This is a genomic window from Luteimonas viscosa, from assembly GCF_008244685.1.
GTDB lineage: Bacteria > Pseudomonadota > Gammaproteobacteria > Xanthomonadales > Xanthomonadaceae > Luteimonas > Luteimonas viscosa.
In genome coordinates, this window is sequence record NZ_VTFT01000001.1 from 1,808,300 (window position 1) to 1,824,158 (window position 15,859).

Annotated in this window: 13 protein-coding genes; 5 read left to right on the forward strand and 8 right to left on the reverse strand. The window is 70.9% G+C overall.

Features of this window, described 5'->3' with window-relative positions; translation table 11 throughout:
- Window positions 1-55: 55 nt before the first annotated feature.
- From fghA to FZO89_RS08020, 5 genes are all read right to left on the reverse strand, one after another.
- Window positions 56-892, reverse strand: a complete 837-nt coding sequence (gene fghA / locus FZO89_RS08000) for an S-formylglutathione hydrolase (protein ID WP_149102757.1) — start codon at window positions 890-892, stop codon at window positions 56-58.
- A 121-nt stretch (window positions 893-1,013) separates the two neighbouring features.
- A complete protein-coding gene (locus tag FZO89_RS08005; RefSeq protein ID WP_149102758.1) occupies window positions 1,014-2,123 on the reverse strand; it encodes an S-(hydroxymethyl)glutathione dehydrogenase/class III alcohol dehydrogenase in 1,110 nt (369 codons plus the stop codon).
- Between the two features lie 15 nt (window positions 2,124-2,138).
- Entirely contained in the window at window positions 2,139-2,414 is a 276-nt protein-coding gene (gene frmR, locus FZO89_RS08010; protein WP_149102759.1) for a formaldehyde-responsive transcriptional repressor FrmR, read from the reverse strand.
- A 291-nt stretch (window positions 2,415-2,705) separates the two neighbouring features.
- Entirely contained in the window at window positions 2,706-5,423 is a 2,718-nt protein-coding gene (gene ppc, locus FZO89_RS08015) for a phosphoenolpyruvate carboxylase (protein WP_149102760.1), read from the reverse strand.
- 251 nt (window positions 5,424-5,674) lie between these two features.
- Window positions 5,675-7,039: a glutamate--cysteine ligase gene (locus FZO89_RS08020; RefSeq protein ID WP_149102761.1), complete on the reverse strand. Its 1,365-nt coding sequence runs from the start codon at window positions 7,037-7,039 to the stop codon at window positions 5,675-5,677.
- Between the two features lie 287 nt (window positions 7,040-7,326).
- Between FZO89_RS08020 and FZO89_RS08025 the strand changes: the two genes are divergently transcribed.
- Entirely contained in the window at window positions 7,327-8,022 is a 696-nt protein-coding gene (locus FZO89_RS08025; RefSeq protein ID WP_149102762.1) for a VIT1/CCC1 transporter family protein, read from the forward strand.
- A gap of 3 nt (window positions 8,023-8,025) precedes the next feature.
- Here FZO89_RS08025 and FZO89_RS08030 read toward each other — a convergent pair whose 3' ends face one another.
- Both FZO89_RS08030 and yihA read right to left on the reverse strand, forming a co-directional pair.
- On the reverse strand, window positions 8,026-8,598 hold the full coding sequence (locus tag FZO89_RS08030) for a hypothetical protein (protein WP_149102763.1): 573 nt from the start codon (window positions 8,596-8,598) through the stop codon (window positions 8,026-8,028).
- A gap of 81 nt (window positions 8,599-8,679) precedes the next feature.
- Window positions 8,680-9,285 carry a ribosome biogenesis GTP-binding protein YihA/YsxC gene (gene yihA, locus FZO89_RS08035; RefSeq protein WP_149102764.1) on the reverse strand — a complete coding sequence of 202 codons (606 nt, stop codon included), beginning with the start codon at window positions 9,283-9,285 and terminating at the stop codon, window positions 8,680-8,682.
- Between the two features lie 148 nt (window positions 9,286-9,433).
- Between yihA and FZO89_RS08040 the strand changes: the two genes are divergently transcribed.
- The 4 genes from FZO89_RS08040 (at window position 9,434) to FZO89_RS08055 (ending at window position 12,697) form a co-directional block, all read left to right on the forward strand.
- Window positions 9,434-10,330 (forward strand): c-type cytochrome, encoded by an 897-nt coding sequence (locus tag FZO89_RS08040; RefSeq protein ID WP_149102765.1) that lies wholly within the window; start codon window positions 9,434-9,436, stop codon window positions 10,328-10,330.
- A 54-nt stretch (window positions 10,331-10,384) separates the two neighbouring features.
- Complete coding sequence (locus FZO89_RS08045; protein WP_187471088.1) at window positions 10,385-11,011, forward strand: thiol:disulfide interchange protein DsbA/DsbL; 627 nt, start codon at window positions 10,385-10,387, stop codon at window positions 11,009-11,011.
- Window positions 11,012-11,073: 62 nt separating this feature from the next.
- Window positions 11,074-11,922 (forward strand): thiol:disulfide interchange protein DsbA/DsbL, encoded by an 849-nt coding sequence (locus FZO89_RS08050; RefSeq protein WP_149102767.1) that lies wholly within the window; start codon window positions 11,074-11,076, stop codon window positions 11,920-11,922.
- A 34-nt stretch (window positions 11,923-11,956) separates the two neighbouring features.
- The gene (locus tag FZO89_RS08055; RefSeq protein WP_149104091.1) at window positions 11,957-12,697 is read left to right on the forward strand and encodes an endonuclease/exonuclease/phosphatase family protein; all 741 of its coding nucleotides are present in this window, start codon (window positions 11,957-11,959) and stop codon (window positions 12,695-12,697) included.
- A gap of 126 nt (window positions 12,698-12,823) precedes the next feature.
- Here the strand turns inward: FZO89_RS08055 and FZO89_RS08060 are convergent, their stop codons facing one another.
- Window positions 12,824-15,712: a TonB-dependent receptor plug domain-containing protein gene (locus FZO89_RS08060; protein WP_149102768.1), complete on the reverse strand. Its 2,889-nt coding sequence runs from the start codon at window positions 15,710-15,712 to the stop codon at window positions 12,824-12,826.
- Window positions 15,713-15,859: the final 147 nt, after the last annotated feature.

A 15,859-nucleotide genomic window follows, 5' to 3' on the forward strand; every position in this document is an offset into this window, starting at 1 on the left:
CCCGCCGGAGCGCGGCGGGCGGGCCGCTTCCCGTGAACCCTGTCCAGGGGGCGGCTCAGGCCTGCAGCGCCCTCGCGTGGTGGGCCAGATGCTCGCCGACGAAGCTGGCGATGAAGTAGTAGCTGTGGTCGTAGCCCGGGCGCATGCGCAGGGTGAGCGGATGGCCGGCGGCCTCGGCCGCCGCCTGCAGCAGTTGCGGGCGCAGCTGGGTGTCGAGGAATTCGTCGCCGCCGCCCTGGTCGATCAGCAACGGAAGCTTCTCCGGCGCCGACTTCACCAGTTCGGTGGCGTCGTATGCCTTCCAGGCCTCGCGGTCGGGGCCGAGGTAGGCGCCGAACGCCTTCTCGCCCCAGGGCACCTGCGTGGGCGCGACGATCGGCGAGAACGCCGAGACGCTGCGATAGCGCCCGGGGTTTCGCAGGGCGGCGACCAGGGCACCGTGCCCGCCCATCGAATGCCCGCTGATCGAACGGCGGTCGTCCACCGGCAACTCCGCCTCGACCAGCGCCGGCAGTTCGTGGACGACGTAGTCGTACATGCGGTAGTGGCGCGCCCAGGGCTGCGCGGTGGCGTTGACGTAGAAGCCGGCGCCCTTGCCGAGGTCGTAGCCCTCGGCATCGGGCACGTCGTCGCCGCGCGGGCTGGTGTCGGGCGCTACCAGGATCACGCCGTGCTCGGCCGCATACCGCTGCGCGCCGGCCTTGGTGATGAAGTTCTGCTCGTTGCAGGTCAGGCCCGAGAGCCAGTACAGGACCGGCAGCCGCGCGCCGGGCCCGTCCGCCTGCGGCGGCAGGTACACGGCGAAGTCCATCGTGCAGCCGAGCACCTGCGACCGGTGCCGGTACACGTCCTGCCAGCCGCCGAAGCAGGCGCGGTGTTCGATGCGTTCCATGGGATTGGGGATTGGGGTTTGGGGTGGGGTTTGGGATTGTGCGCCCGATGCAAGGGACCCGGAGAAGGTCGGGCTTCGCGTGCCGAATCCCGAATCCCCAATTCCGAATCCCCTCGGTCGTTCAGTAATGAACGACCGACCGGATCGACTTGCCCTCGTGCATCAGCTCGAACGCGTCGTTGATCCCGTCGAGCGGCATGGTGTGGGTCACGAACGGCGCCAGTTCGATCTCGCCCTTCATCGCGTCCTCGACCATGCCGGGCAGCTGCGAACGCCCCTTCACGCCGCCGAACGCGGTGCCCATCCACTTGCGCCCGGTCACCAGCTGGAACGGGCGGGTCGAGATCTCCTGGCCGGCGCCCGCGACGCCGATGATCACGCTCTGGCCCCAGCCGCGGTGCGCGCACTCCAGCGCCGCGCGCATCACGTTGACATTGCCGATGCATTCGAACGAATGGTCGACGCCCCAGCCGGTCATCTCGACGATCACCTGCTGGATCGGCTGGTCGAAGTCCTTCGGATTGACGCAGTCGGTGGCGCCGAACTGCTTCGCCATGTCGAACTTGGACGGGTTGGTGTCGATGGCGATGATGCGCCCGGCCCTGGCCTGGCGCGCGCCCTGGATCACCGCCAGGCCGATGCCGCCCAAGCCGAACACCGCGACCGAATCGCCCGGCTGCACCTTGGCGGTGTTGTGCACCGCGCCGATGCCGGTGGTCACGCCGCAGCCGAGCAGGCACACGTGCTCGGGATTGGCGTCCGGGTTGACCTTCGCCAGCGAGACTTCGGCCACCACCGTGTATTCGCTGAAGGTCGAACAGCCCATGTAGTGGTACAGCGGCTGGCCCTCGAAGGAGAAGCGCGAGGTGCCGTCGGGCATCACGCCCTTGCCCTGGGTGGCGCGCACCGCGGTGCACAGGTTGGTCTTGCCGCTGGTGCAGAACAGGCACTGGCCGCACTCGGCGGTGTACAGCGGGATCACGTGGTCGCCCGGCGCCACGCTGGTCACGCCCTCGCCCACCTCGACCACGATGCCCGCGCCCTCGTGTCCGAGCACGACCGGGAACAGGCCCTCGGGGTCCTCGCCCGACAGGGTGAACGCGTCGGTGTGGCAGACGCCGGTGTGGGTGATCCTGACCAGCACCTCGCCGGCCCTGGGCGGGGCGACGTCGATCTCGACGATCTTCAGGGGTTCGCCCGCGGCGAAGGCGACGGCGGCACGTGATTTCATGGAGATCTCCTGCGGCTACTTCAGATAGGAACGGACCAGCGCCACGGCGGCATCGATGCCCGCCTCGCGTCGCTTGCCCGGCGTGTCCGGCTGCGCGAATTCCTCGCGCAGGTGGCTTTCCAGCACCTCCGACATCAGGCCGTTGACCGCGCCGCGCACGGCGGCCAGCTGCTGCAGCACCGGCGCGCAATCGGCGCCGGATTCCAGCGCGCGCTCGAGCGCATCGAGCTGCCCGCGGATGCGACGCACGCGGGTCAGGGCCTTCTTCTTTTCCGCGGGGGAATGCGGCACGCGAGCAACCGGGCGCTATAGTGGGGGGTAGTATATCAGGCTGGCCGGTACATGCAGCTTCCGGCTGTCCGTGGGCGCGCCGACGCACGGGACGAGGCACGGGACGAGAGGAGAATCGGGTGGACGGCTTGCGCGCATAAAGCGCCCGGGCAGGCGCAGCGCAGCCGGTGAACCGCTTCGCAGCGCCGTTACGGCCACGGTCGCGCCGGATGGGGTGGAGCGGCGGGCACATCCATCCCGGATGCGGCCTTCGGCCTTATCCGGGCTACGCGGATCGACACGCGTCACGCATCAACCGGTGTTCTGGACCCCTGCCGAAATGCCGTTGACCGTCGACACCAGCGCGCGCAGCAGGCCCTCGTCCTCGCGACCGCCGTCACGCCAGCGCTGCAGCAGTTCCACCTGCAGCAGGCTCAGTGGATCGACGTAGGGATTGCGCAGGCGGATCGACAGCCGCAGGCGGTAGTCGTCGGCGAGGATGCGGTCGCGCTGCTTGAGCAACAGGATCGCGTCGCAGGTGCGCAGGAACTCCTCGGCGATGCCGGGGTGGAAGGTGTCGTGCAGCGGGCCGGCGAGTTTCGAGTAGCGCTCGAAGATCGCGAGGTCGGACTTGGCCAGCAGCATCTCGACATCGTCGAGCACCGCGGCGAAGAACGGCCAGTCGCGCGCCATCTCGGCCATCGCGTCCTGGCCATGGCGCTGCACGCCCTGGCACAGCGCATGGCCGATCCCGTACCAGCCGGTGAGGCCCGATCGGTTCTGCGACCAGGCGAACACCCAGGGGATCGCGCGCAGGTTGTCGATGCCGCCGTCGCGGCGGCGCGAGGGACGCGAGCCGATCTGCAGGCGCTCGATCACGTCCACCGGGGTGGCGGCGCGGAAATAGTCGGGGAATTCCGGATGCTCGTGCACCAGCGCGCGGTAGTGCGCGCGCGAGGTCTCGGCCAGCGACCTGGCCATCTCGCGCCAGGCGTCCTCGCGCGGATCGCGCGGGCGCGGACGCAGGGTGGCGCGCAGCACCGCGCCGGTGGTCTGCTCGAGGTTGCGCAGCGCCAGCGCGCGGATGCCGTACTTGCGGTGGATCACCTCGCCCTGTTCGGTGACGCGCATCGAGCCGTTCACCGAGCCGCGCGGGGCGGCGATGATCGCGCGCTCGGTCTTGCCGCCACCGCGGCTGACCGAACCGCCGCGGCCGTGGAAGAACATGATCCGTACGCCGAAGCGGTTGGCCAGTTCGGTCAGTTCCACCTGGGTGCGCTGCAGCGCCCAGCGCGAGGCGAACAGGCCGCCGTCCTTGGCGCTGTCGGAGTAGCCCAGCATCACCGTCTGCTCGTCGCCGCGCGCGGCCAGGTGGGCGCGATAGGCCGGATCCTCGAACAGCGACTGCATCACCGCCGGCGCGGCCTTGAGGTCGTCGACGGTTTCGAACAGCGGCGAGACGTCCAGGGGCACGATGCCGTCCTCGACGCAACCGGCCACGCGTGCCAGCGCCAGCACCGCCAGGGCGTCGGCGGCGCTGCGGCTCATGCTGATGATGTACAGGCCGATCGCGGCGACGCCGTGGCTGCCCCGCAGCTCGAGCACGGTGCGGAACACGTCGAGCGTGGACGCCAGCACGTCGCCTGGCGCCGAAGGCGCGGAGGGCGGCTTGTCGAGCAGCGCCTGCAGGCGCGAGGTGCGGTCCGAAGCCTCGCGCGCGGCCCAGTCGGCGTCGCCCAGCAGGTCGGCGAGCGCCGCATCGTGGACCGCGGAGTCCTGCCGCAGGTCGAGCGCGGCGAGATGGAAGCCGAAGGTGCGCGCGCGCCAGAGCACGCGCTGCAGGGCGAAACGTCCGGCGTGCTCGCCGCGGTGGTGCAGCAGGCTGGCGTCGATCAGTTCGAGGTCGGCGATGAACTCCTGCGCGCCGGCATATCCGGCCGCGTCCGATTCGGCGGTCAGCGCGAGGCGCGCCTTCATCAGGTCGATCAGGCGCCGGTACGGCATGTCGGCCAGGCGCGGCCGCAGCCTCGCCGCCGCCTGCGGCAGCCGGGCGACGTAGTGGTCGATGCGCGCGAGCACCGCGGCATCCACCTCCACCCGGCCCAGCGACTGGGTGAGCATGTTGCCCAGCGCGCGCAGGTCGGCGCGGTATTGCGCGATCGCCTGCGCCCGCTGCGCGTCGAGCGCGGCGCGGATCGTGCCGGCGTTGACGTTGGGGTTGCCGTCCATGTCGCCGCCCACCCAGGTGCCGAAGCGCAGCACCTGCGGCAGGCTGATGCGCCGGCCGTATACCGCCTCGACCGCGTCGGCGAAAGCCTCGTAGTACACCGGCACCACGCGGTAGAGCATGCGGGCCAGGTAGTAGCCGACGTGTTCCACCTCGTCGGCGACGGTGGGCTTGTGCGCGGGCGTGTCGCTGGTCTGCCAGCCGGCGGTGAGCGACAGGCGGATGCGCTCGATGTCAGCGCGGCGCTCCACCGGCGTACGCGTGCGATCGATGTCGTCCACCAGCCGCTCGACGATCTCGCGTTCCTTTTCCAGCATCACCCGGCGTACGGCCTCGGTGGGGTGCGCGGTGAACACCGGCTCGACCCACAGCCGCGGCAGCGTGGCGACGAGTTCCTCGAAGCTGACGCCGTCTTCGCGCAAGCCGCGCAGCACCGCCTCGAAGCCGCCGGGCTGCGGCTGGTCGCTGCTGCGCTCGTAGTCGCGGCGACGGCGGATGCGGTGCACGCGCTCGGCCAGGTTGATCGCACCGAAGTAGGTCGAGAACGCACGCACCACCGCCTCGGCATCGGCCAGCGGCACCCTGGCCATCTCCGCGGCCAGCGCATCGACCGGCAGGCCCTGCTCGCGGCGCGCGATCGCGGCGCGGCGGATGCCTTCCACCTCGGCCAGCAACGCAGGCGACCCCTGCTCGGCCAGCACCTCGCCGACCAGCGTGCCCAGCTGGCGCACGTCGTCGCGCAGCAGGGCATCGGTCTCGGCGAATTCGAGTTGGTCGCGCAGCGGGCCGTCTGGGATATTCATCCGCAAGACGTTAGCGCGTTTCCTGCCGCAGTGCAGCATCCGTTGCCGGCGCAACCGTCTGCCATGGCCTGGTACAGCGCCTGCAAGGACGTGTCATCCCGCTCTGTCGGTCATCCGATCTGCGTCATCCCGAGCGCAGGGAGGGATCCGGTCTCCGGTTGCCCTGTCGCCGAACACGAGATCACTCGCTGCGCCCGGGATGACATCCTTTCCGGTTTCCGGAGCGACTCCCTGCCAAACTGCGCGCGTGATCAGTACGCGAACTCGCGGAACACGTGGTCGATGTCGCCCTGCCATGGCCCGTGGAACAGCGCCAGCTTGCGCTCGGCCGGGGTCTGCCCGGCGTCGACCACTTCCAGCAGCGGCGTGAGGAACTCGCGTTCGTCCTCGCCGCCGGCGTTGCGGCGCGCGCGACGCGCGAGGCCGGCGGCGGCGATCTCCAGCGCCGCGCGCGACAGATCGCGCACGCTGCCGCCGCGGAACGGCAGGCCCAGCGCATGCCGGGGCACGCCGTCGCGCAGGGCGTGGCGCTCCTCGCGGCTGAAGTCCTTGACCAGGTCCCAGGCGGCGTCGAGCGCGGCATCGTCGTAGAGCAGGCCGACCCAGAACGCGGGCAGCGCGCACAGCCGGTTCCAGGGCCCGCCGTCGGCGCCGCGCATCTCCAGGTACTTCTTCAGCCGCACTTCCGGGAAGGCGGTGGTCATGTGGTCGTTCCAGTCGCGCAGGTTCGGCAGCACGCCGGGGAGCACGTCGAGCCTGCCGGCGAGAAAATCGCGGAACGACTTGCCGGCGGCGTCGATGTATTCGCCGTCGCGGTAGGAGAAGTACATCGGCACGTCGAGCAGGTAGTCGACGTAGCGCTCGTAGCCGAAGCCGTCCTCGAACACGAAGTCGAGCATGCCGGTGCGGTCGGGATCGGTGTCGGTCCAGATGTGCGAGCGGTAGCTGAGGTAGCCGTTGGGCCGGCCTTCGGTGAACGGCGAATCAGCGAACAGCGCGGTGGCGATCGGCTGCAGCGCGAGCGAGACCCGGAACTTCTTCACCATGTCCGCCTCGTCCGCGTAGTCGAGGTTGACCTGGACCGTGCAGGTGCGGGTCATCATGTCGAGGCCGAGCTTGCCCACCTTCGGCATGTAGTCGCGCATGATCCGGTAGCGGCCCTTGGGCATCCACGGCATGTCCGCGCGTGCCCACTTGGGCTGGAAGCCCATGCCGAGGAAGCCAAGGCGCAGTTCGTCGGCCACCGCCTTGACCTCGCGCAGGTGGCTGCCGACCTCCCGGCAGGTTTCGTGGATGTCCACCAGCGGCGCGCCCGACAGCTCGAGTTGTCCTGCCGGTTCGAGCGTCACCGAAGCACCGTCCTTGAGCAGGGCAATGGTGTGGCCGTGTTCCTGCACCGCCTGCCAGTCGTACCGGGTCAGGCCCTCGAGCAACGCCTCGATGCCGCGCTCGCCCTCGAACGGCGGCGGCCGCAGGTCGTCGAAGCGGAAGCCGAACTTCTCGTGCTCGGTGCCGATGCGCCAGTCCCCGAGCGGCTTTTCGCCCGATGCGAGCACCGCGACCAGCTGGTCGCGGTGGGTGATCGGCGTGTCGCCTGCGTGGCTGGGACTCGACATGGGGCGCTCTGGCGGGAGGAGGCGCCCGGCCCGGACGGCCGGCGTTCGCGAGGCGGCACTATAGAACGCCGTTGCGCCGCGCGGCGTACCGGCGCTGGAACGCAGGCGCGCCACCGATGGGCGCGATGCGGCGCGGCACGCTGCGCCGCAAGCAGCCTTCGCGACAGGCTCTGACTCGACCGGCGCGACCTGGCGCTGCGCATGCGGATGCATGCGCTTCGCATTCCGTCGCGGCGCGGCCGGATGCGACAGAATCCGGTCTCCGCCGCGAGCGCCGGAGCGCCACGATGACCAGCCGCCACCCCGAACGCCATCGCAGCCACCGTGCCGGCTGGCTGCGCGCGGCGGTGCTCGGCGCCAACGACGGCATCGTCTCCGTGGCCGGCGTCGTGGTGGCCGTGGCCGCCGCGGGCGCGCTGCACGAGACGGTGCTGATGACGGGGGTGGCCGCCACCGTCGCCGGCGCGATCTCGATGGCAGCGGGCGAATACGTTTCGGTGCAGTCGCAGGCCGACACCGAGGCCGCCGACATCGCGGTCGAGCGTCGCGAACTGCGCGACGAACCCGCCGCCGAACTGGACGAGCTGGCGGCGATCTACCGGCGAAGGGGGCTGGAGCCCGCGCTCGCTCGGACCGTGGCCGAGCAGCTCACCCGGCACGACGCGCTCGCCGCGCATGCACGCGACGAGCTCGGCATCACCGAGACCTTGCGCGCGCGTCCGCTGCAGGCGGCGTTGTCGTCGTCGGTCGCTTTCTGTGCGGGCGCGGCACTGCCGGTGCTCGCGGCGCTGCTGGCACCGCCCTCGCGGGTGCAGCCGGTGGTGGCGGCCGCGACCCTGGTCGCGCTGCTGCTGTCGGGCGCGACCGCCGCCCGGCTCGGCGGCGCGCCGGCGGCGCGTGGCGCGTTGCGCGTCGGTTTCTGGGGCGCACTGGCGATGGTCGCGGCGGCGCTGATCGGGCAGTTGTTCGACGCACGCGCCTGAGCCCTACAGCGGCCGCAGGAACACCTGGAACGCGAGGTCGCGGGTGCCGCCGGCGTCGAACAGTTCGATCCAGCCGGGCGGATTGTCCGAGGCGATGAACCAGGCCTTGGCGGCGGGATAGGGGTCGCCGTGCGGACCGGGCAGGACCCCGCAGTCGTACTTGCCCTTCACCCGCAAGGTCACCGCGTAGGTCCCCGGACCGACCAGCGGCGGATTGGTGAATTCGACCATGCGCATGCCCACTGTGGGCGTGGGGATCGAGTCGAACAGATATCCCGGCAGTTCCTCGTAGGCCACCACGGACCCGTCCGGCATGCCGCCGGCAGTCTTCTCCAGGGTGACGCGAACGTCGGCCTTCGGCTGGCAACTCAGCGGCAGCATGACGTGGCTGATGTAACCCGTCTGCACCACTTCGAACGACTGCGCCAGTCGCTGCTGCACCGAGCCGCCCAGGGCCAGCCATCCGCCGGCGACGTCGAGATTCACCTGTTCGGCCTCCAGTTCCGGCGGCGCCGCCACCGCCGCCGTCGTGACCGCCAGCCATATCGCCAGCATCATCGCGGTTCGCCTGAGCATGGGTTTCCTCCGCGGCGGCGACAGGCCGCCTCGTCCCTACATACGCAGTCGGGTGCTCCCGGATGCCAGGGGAACGACCGGCTAGAGCTCCAGCCAGCCCGCGACCACCGCCCGCAGCTCGTCGACACCGGCCCGGGTCTCGCCCGAGAACGCCTGCACGCCGATGCTGTCGCCGTAAGCCGCAGCCAGCTGCCGCCGCACCGCCTGCACGGTATTGCCCGCGGCCCCGCGCGAGAGCTTGTCGGCCTTGGTCAGCAGCGCGTGCGCCGGCAGCCCGCGGCGCATGGCGTAACCGAGCATCTGCAGGTCGTAGTCCTTGAGCGGGTGGCGGATGTCCATCACCACCACCAGCCCGCGCAGGGCGAAGCGGTCCTGGAACCACTGGTCGATGAACGCCTGCCAGTGCTCGCGCAGGGCCAGCGGCACCTTGGCGTAACCGTAGCCGGGCAGGTCGACCAGGTACTTGCCCTCGTGCGGCGGCAGCGCGAAGTACACCAGCTGCTGGGTGCGGCCCGGGGTCTTGGACACCCGCGCCAGCGCGTTCTGCTGGCACATCGCGTTGAGCGCGCTGGACTTGCCGGCGTTGGAACGGCCGGCGAACGCAACCTCGGCGCCACCGTCGGGCGGCAACTGCTTCGGGGTGTGGGCAGCCAGCAGGTAGCTGGCACGCGCGAACGGGTTCGACATCGGCGTCCATGGGGCTCGGGGCCGGCATAGCTTCGCACGGGCACCGCGCCGACGCGGTTTGACCGCCCCGGTGGCGCGCCGCGATAATCCCCGGCCTTGTGGCCGCGCGTATCCGGGCCGCACTCCCCGATTCTCCGGAGCCCAGCCAATGCGCCACGCTCGCGCCTACGGTTTCGCCGGTCTCGTCGCCCTTGCGGCCGGCGCCGTCGCGTTCGCCCAGTCCGTCGTCGAACCGCTGCCGGAGAACCCGCCGGTGGAGGTCGCGCCGCTGGATGCCAGTGCGCTGGCCGCCCTGGCCAAGACCCGGGCCGGCGACGCCGAGCGTGGCGCCACCCTGGCCGGCACCTGCGCCGCCTGCCATGGCCTCGACGGCAACCCGCCGGAAGGCCTGCCGTATCCGCGCATCGCCGGCCAGAGCGAGCGCTATGTCTCCCAGCAGCTGGCCCTGTTCAAGAGCGGCGAGCGCAACACCGGCCTGGCGGCGGCGATGATCCCGTTCGCCACCCCGCTCTCGGCACAGGACATGCGCGACCTGGGCGCGTTCTTCGCCACCAAGGCCGCCGGTGCCGGCATCGCCGACGACGCGGCCGTGGCCGAGGGCCCCTACCAGGGCATGAAGTTCTACGAGATCGGCGAGCGCCTGTACCGCTCCGGCGACGGCGCGCGTGGCATCCCGGCCTGCATGGCCTGCCACGGCCCGGCCGGTGCCGGCAATCCGGGCCCGGCCTACCCGGCCGTCGCCGGCCAGGAGGCCGCCTATGTCGACCGCCGCCTGCAGGAGTACCGGGCCGGCACGACCAGCCAGCAGGACCGTCACCTGTTCGACATCATGGCCGCGATCGCCGCGCCGCTGACCGACCAGGAGATCCAGGCCCTGGCCAGCTACCTGCAGGGCTTGCACGAACGCCCCGACGCCGCCACCCTGGCCGCGATCGAGGCCGCGGGCCCGGTCGCGCCCGCGGCGCCGGCACCGGCTCCCGCGGAAGCGCCTGCCGACGAAGGCGTCGAGGCCCCTGCGCCCGAGGCCGGCGCGCAGGGCTCCTGAGTCCGGGGCCGGCGCCGCCGCCAGCCCATGCCACGCCCCCCTCCCCGCCCCGCCATGCTGCGTCGCCTGCTCCTGCTGTGCCTTTGCGCGCTGCTGCCGTTGTCGGCGCTGGCGCAGGCTCCGGTGGAAGGCACCGACTACGTCCGGATCGCGGACGGCGCACGCTGGAAGCCCGCGCCGGGCACGGTCGAGGTGGTGGAGATCTTCGCCTACCCCTGCGGCCACTGCGACCAGTTCCGGCCGATGCTCGCCGCCTGGAAACGCGGTGCCGGCAAGGACGTGCGCCTGCATCACCTGCCCGCGGCCTACGATCCCGGCAACGCCTACGCGCGCGCCTACTTCGCGCTCGAGGCCCTGGGGCGGGCGGCCGAACTGCATCCGCGACTGTTCGACGCGATCCACCGCGAGGGCAGCCTGCCGGCGCGCGGCGCCTCGACCGGCGAGATGGTGGCGTTCCTGGCCGCGGAAGGACTCGACCCGGAACGGGTGGCAGCGGCGATGGCTTCGCCCGCGACTGACGAAAAGATGAACGCCGCACGCGCGTTCGCCGTGCGCAGCGGCCTGCAGGGCACGCCGACCCTCATCATCAACGGCAAGTACCGCGTGCAGGCGCGCACGCTGCGCGACAGCCTGCGCATCGCCGACGCCCTGATCGCGATGGAACGCGCAATTCCGCGCTGAACGCCGCGTCCGTCACGGCCTGCGCTGTACGCTTCGTCCTCCACGTGCCAGGAAAACCGCCGATGAACCTTCGCGCCGCCTCCCGCCTCGTCCTGATGCCTGCCGCCCTGGGGTGGCTGCTCGCCGCCTGCCAGCCGCAGGCGCCGGAGGAAGCCGCTGCCGCACCGGCGGCGCAAGCGCCCGCCGCGTCCGCCGAGGCAGTCGCCGACGAGCCCGCGCTCGACCCGGCGGCGCCCGCCGACCAGGCGACCGCCGATGCCGCACCCGAACAGCCTGCCGAGACCCCCGCGCCCGGCGAGGCGCCGGCTGCGCCCCCCGCACCCGCCGCGGGCGGAGTCCGCTTCGCCACCGAGGGCGAGCACTACGACCTGATCCCGGGCGGGCAGCCGTTCGAACCGCTCGAAGGCAAGATCGAGGTGGTCGAGGTGTTCAACTACGTCTGCCCGGCCTGCGCGATGTTCCAGCCGCTGGTGAACACCTGGAAGGCGCGGCTGGGGCCCGACGTACGCTTCACCTACGTGCCGGCGCCGTTCGGCGGCAACTGGGATCCGTACGTGCGCGCGTACTACACCGCCGAAGCCATGGGCATCGCCGACAGGTCGCACGACGGCATCTTCAAGGCGATCCATGTCGACCGCAGCCTCAAGGGCGAGCGCGGCACCGATTCGGCGCAGGACATCGCGAAGGTCTACGCCCAGTACGGCGCCGACCCGGCGCAGTTCGCCAGCACCATGGCCAGCTTCACCGTGAACGCGAAGTTCGGCCGCGCCAAGCAGTACATCGCCCAGCAGCGCGCGAACTCGACCCCGACGATGATCGTCAACGGCCGCTACCGCATCAAGGCGCGCAACTTCGAGACAATGCTGGAGAACACCGACCGCGTGATCTCGCAGGTACGCGCCGGCGGCTGATGTCCCCAATCGCATGTCGACGCAACTGCTGAAGCTGCTCAGCGCGAACATCCAGGCAGGCTCCAGCACGCGCCGCTACAGCGACTACGCCACGCGCAGCTGGTCGCACGTGCTGCCCGCCGGCGGCAAGCGCACCTCGCTCGACGCGATCGCGCAGCTCGCCGGCGAGCACGACATCGTCGGCCTGCAGGAAACCGATCCGGGCAGCTGGCGGTCGGGTTTCACCAACCAGACCCACTACCTGGCCGAGCGCGCCGGCTTCGACTACTGGAGCCACCAGCCCAACCGTCGCGTCGGCAGCGTCGCGTCCAGCGCCAACGGGCTGCTCAGCCGGCTCGAGCCAGTGGAGGTGGTGGACCACTCGCTGCCCGGCAGGATCGCCGGGCGCGGGGTGCTGCTCGGCCACTTCGGCAACGGCCGCGAGGGCCTCACGGTGGCGGTCGCGCACCTGTCGCTGGGCGCGCAGTCGCGCAAGGTCCAGCTCGACTTCATCGCCGAACTGCTGCAGGACCACCCCAACGCGGTGCTGATGGGCGATTTCAACTGCGTCATCGACCGCCCGGAGATGGCCCACCTGTTCCGCAGCACGCGCCTGCAGCCGCCCGCCTGCGCGGTGCACACCTTCCCGAGCTGGAAGCCCCAGCGCGCGATCGACCACATCCTGGTCACCGATACCCTGCGCTGCGAGGGACTGCGCGCGGTGCCGGCGGCCTTCTCCGACCATCTCGCGCTGTCGGTGAACCTGGAAGTGCCGGAGTCGGCGCTGCAGCGTTGAGCGGGCGCCACGCGGCGTCGGCCGGTCGCGACTGGCGGCGCTGGCGCCGCCAGCTGCGGGATGCGCGGACCGGAGAAGGAGGGCGGCGATCGGCGCCGCCGCCCTCCCCGTTCGCGGCGCGCCGCGTCAGAACCCGAAGCCCACCCGCGCGTACCAGAAGCGCCCCGGCAGGTCGTAGGTCGAGGCGTCGTAGCCGTTGAGCGAGCAGCTCAGGCAGATCGGCGGATCCTTGCCGAAGACGTTGTTGACCCCGAGGGTGATGCGGAAGTCCTTCATCCACGCGTCGGTCGCCCACGCCAGCTGGGCGTCGTGGTACGTGGTCGAGCCCAGCGCGTTGGTGTCGCTGGCGCTGTCGTCGCAGATGTCGAAGCCGTTGGCGCCGCCGCACGATTCGGTCAGCCGGTCGATGTAGCGCGCGCTCCAGGCCGCCGACCAGCCGCCCCGGCTCCAGTTGGCCGACAGGGTGGAGGTGCGTTCCGGGATCGCGCTGTTGTTGATCTCCACGCCCGGCGCGCGCGGTTCCGCCTGCCCGGCCTCGTTGACCAGTTCGTACTTCGTCACCCAGGTGGTCTTCCAGTCGAATCCGAGCCGGCCCCAGGCCTGTTCCGGCAGGCGCCAGCCGACGTCGAAGTCCCAGCCGTCGGTCCGGATCGTGCCGACGTTGCCGAGGATGTTGTCGAAGCGGACGATCTGGCCGCGATCGTTGCGCTCGTAGAAGCCGCACGAGACCGGATCGCGGCCGAAGATGCAGCGCTCGAGGATGGTCTGCGCGTCCAGCGCCTGGATCGCGCCGTCGATGGTGTGGCGGTAGAAGGTCACGCCCAGGTCGAGCCGGTCCGACCAGGCCGTAGCGTCGGCGAACGACGGACTCCACACGCCGCCCAGCATCAGGCTGCGGCTGGTTTCCGGTTCCAGTTCCGCATTGCCGGAGGTGATCACCGAGATCTGCGGGTTGCTCTGCTCGTAGCCCGGGGGCACGCCGTCGGCCACGCATTCGGGCGTGGTCGAGGCGGCGTTGTTGCACGGATCGACCAGGGTCGCATCGAAGCGGCTCAGGGTGCCGTAGAGCTCGCCGATCGACGGCGCGCGGAAGCCCTCGGCGAACGAGCCGCGCAGCAGGAACTCGTCGGCCACCTGCCAGCGCAGGCCGATCTTGCCGGTGTTGGTGCCGCCGAAGTTCGAATAGTCCGACCAGCGGCTGGCGAGGCTGAGGTCGAGGCTCTTGCCGAGCCAGCCGTCGCGCACCAGCGGCACCAGGAACTCCACGTAGGCCTCGCGCACGTCGTACTCGCCGCTGGTCGGGCCCGAGGGCACGCCGTTGTACTCGCCGGCCACGGTCAGCGGATCGGGCCGGTACTCGCCCTCGTATTCGCGGTACTCGACGCCGGCCGCGAACGAGATCGCGCCGGCCCAGCCGTCGAACATCTCGCCGGTGAGGTTGGCCGAGAACAGGCTCAGCGCGTTGCTGCTCCGGTCGCGCACCACCGGCTGGATCCACGCCAGCATGTCCGGCGTGATCGTGCCCGGCCCGCCGAACAGGTTGAGCGGCACGCAGCCGCTGATCGCCGCGCAGGCGGCCGGGTCGCCGAGCGCCTCGTTGATGCGGCGGATGTTGTAGCTGCCGGTGTTGGTCTGGTCGGCCTTGCTCTCGCTGCGCATCACGTTGACGTCCCAGTCCCAGGACCTCGCGCCGACGTCGAACAGGCCGTTGAGGCCGGCCGAGGCGTACCAGGTCTCGACCTCCTGCTCGAACCGGCGCGGGCCGCCTTCGACCGGCCGCCGGCCGAGCAGGAACAGGTTCGGCGCGTCGCCCATCGTGGTCAGGTCGAAGCCGAAGGGGTTGTAGGGATTGGCCGCGGAGATCACCAGCGTGCGTTCGGCGTAGTCGTTGTAGACGCCGGCATCGGTGCCGAGGAAGAACGGCTCGGGCGCGGCCTGGTTGGCGGACTCGCGCTCGTTGTAGAGCACGCGCACGTAGCCGCCGAGGGTCGGGGTGAAGTCGAACTGCGCCTGGCCGAACACCGACTTGCGCTCCGACGGCGTCAGCAGCAGGTTGTAGGGCGAGAAGTTGAAGCGGTCGGCGGTGCCGAAGCAGTGGAAGCCGTCGGTGCGTTCGCAACCGGTCTGGGTGGGATCGAAGGCCGGATCGGTGTCGCCGGTGTTGGGGGTGAGGTCGTACACGACGCCGGTATTCGGATCCTGGAACACGAAGCGCCCGGTCGGCGTGGCGGAGCTGCCGTTGGCCAGCCCGGTGCCCGGCACCGGCACGCCGGCCGGCCCGTACTCGATCGAGGAGATCTCGTCCTGCCGGAAGTACGAGGCGCCCACGAACCAGCGCGCGCGTTCGCTGCTGCCGCCCCAGCCCAGGTCCGCGCCCCAGGTGTCGCCCCCGGCGAGGTCGGAGTAGTCGCCGTAGTGCAGCTGCACGCTGGCGCCGTCGACGTCCTTGCGGGTGATGATGTTGACCACGCCCGCGATCGCGTCCGAGCCGTAGATCGACGACGCGCCGTCCTCCAGCACCTCGATCCGCTCGATGATCGACAGCGGGATGGTGTTGAGATCAACCGCCGAGCCCACGCCCGAGGCCGAGGATTCGTTGACCCAGCGGATGCCGTCCACCAGCACCAGCACGCGCTTGGCGCCGAGGTGGCGCAGGTCGACCGTGGCCGCGCCGGCGCCGACGCCGCCGCCGTCGGGCGGGAAGCCGAAGTTGCCGGAGGAATTGAACTTGGTGTTGAGCGCGGCGCCGCTGGCGGTGAGGTTCTGCACCACCTCGGCCACGGACGAGAAGCCGCTGCGGTCGATATCCTCGCGGGTCAGCACCTGCACCGGCACCTGGCCCTCCATCTCGGCGCGGCGGATGCGGGTGCCGGTGACCTGGACGGTGTCGAGGGTGCGTGCGCCGGGTTCGGGTTCGGGTGGCGGCGCGTCCTGCGCGGCGGCACACAGCGGAAGGGCGGACAACAGCAGGCACAGCCGCACGCAGGCGGCCAGCGGGTGGCGTTGGGGCGACATCGATCTCTCCTTGAAAGTGGTGCAACGGAACAACCGGAAGACCGCACGCCCCCTCGTGCGATGCGCTGGTTGTAAACAAACCGTAAACACCAGCAAACCGCTTCGTGCGGACTTGCGGATGCGCATCACGTTTTGCGGCCCGCTGCC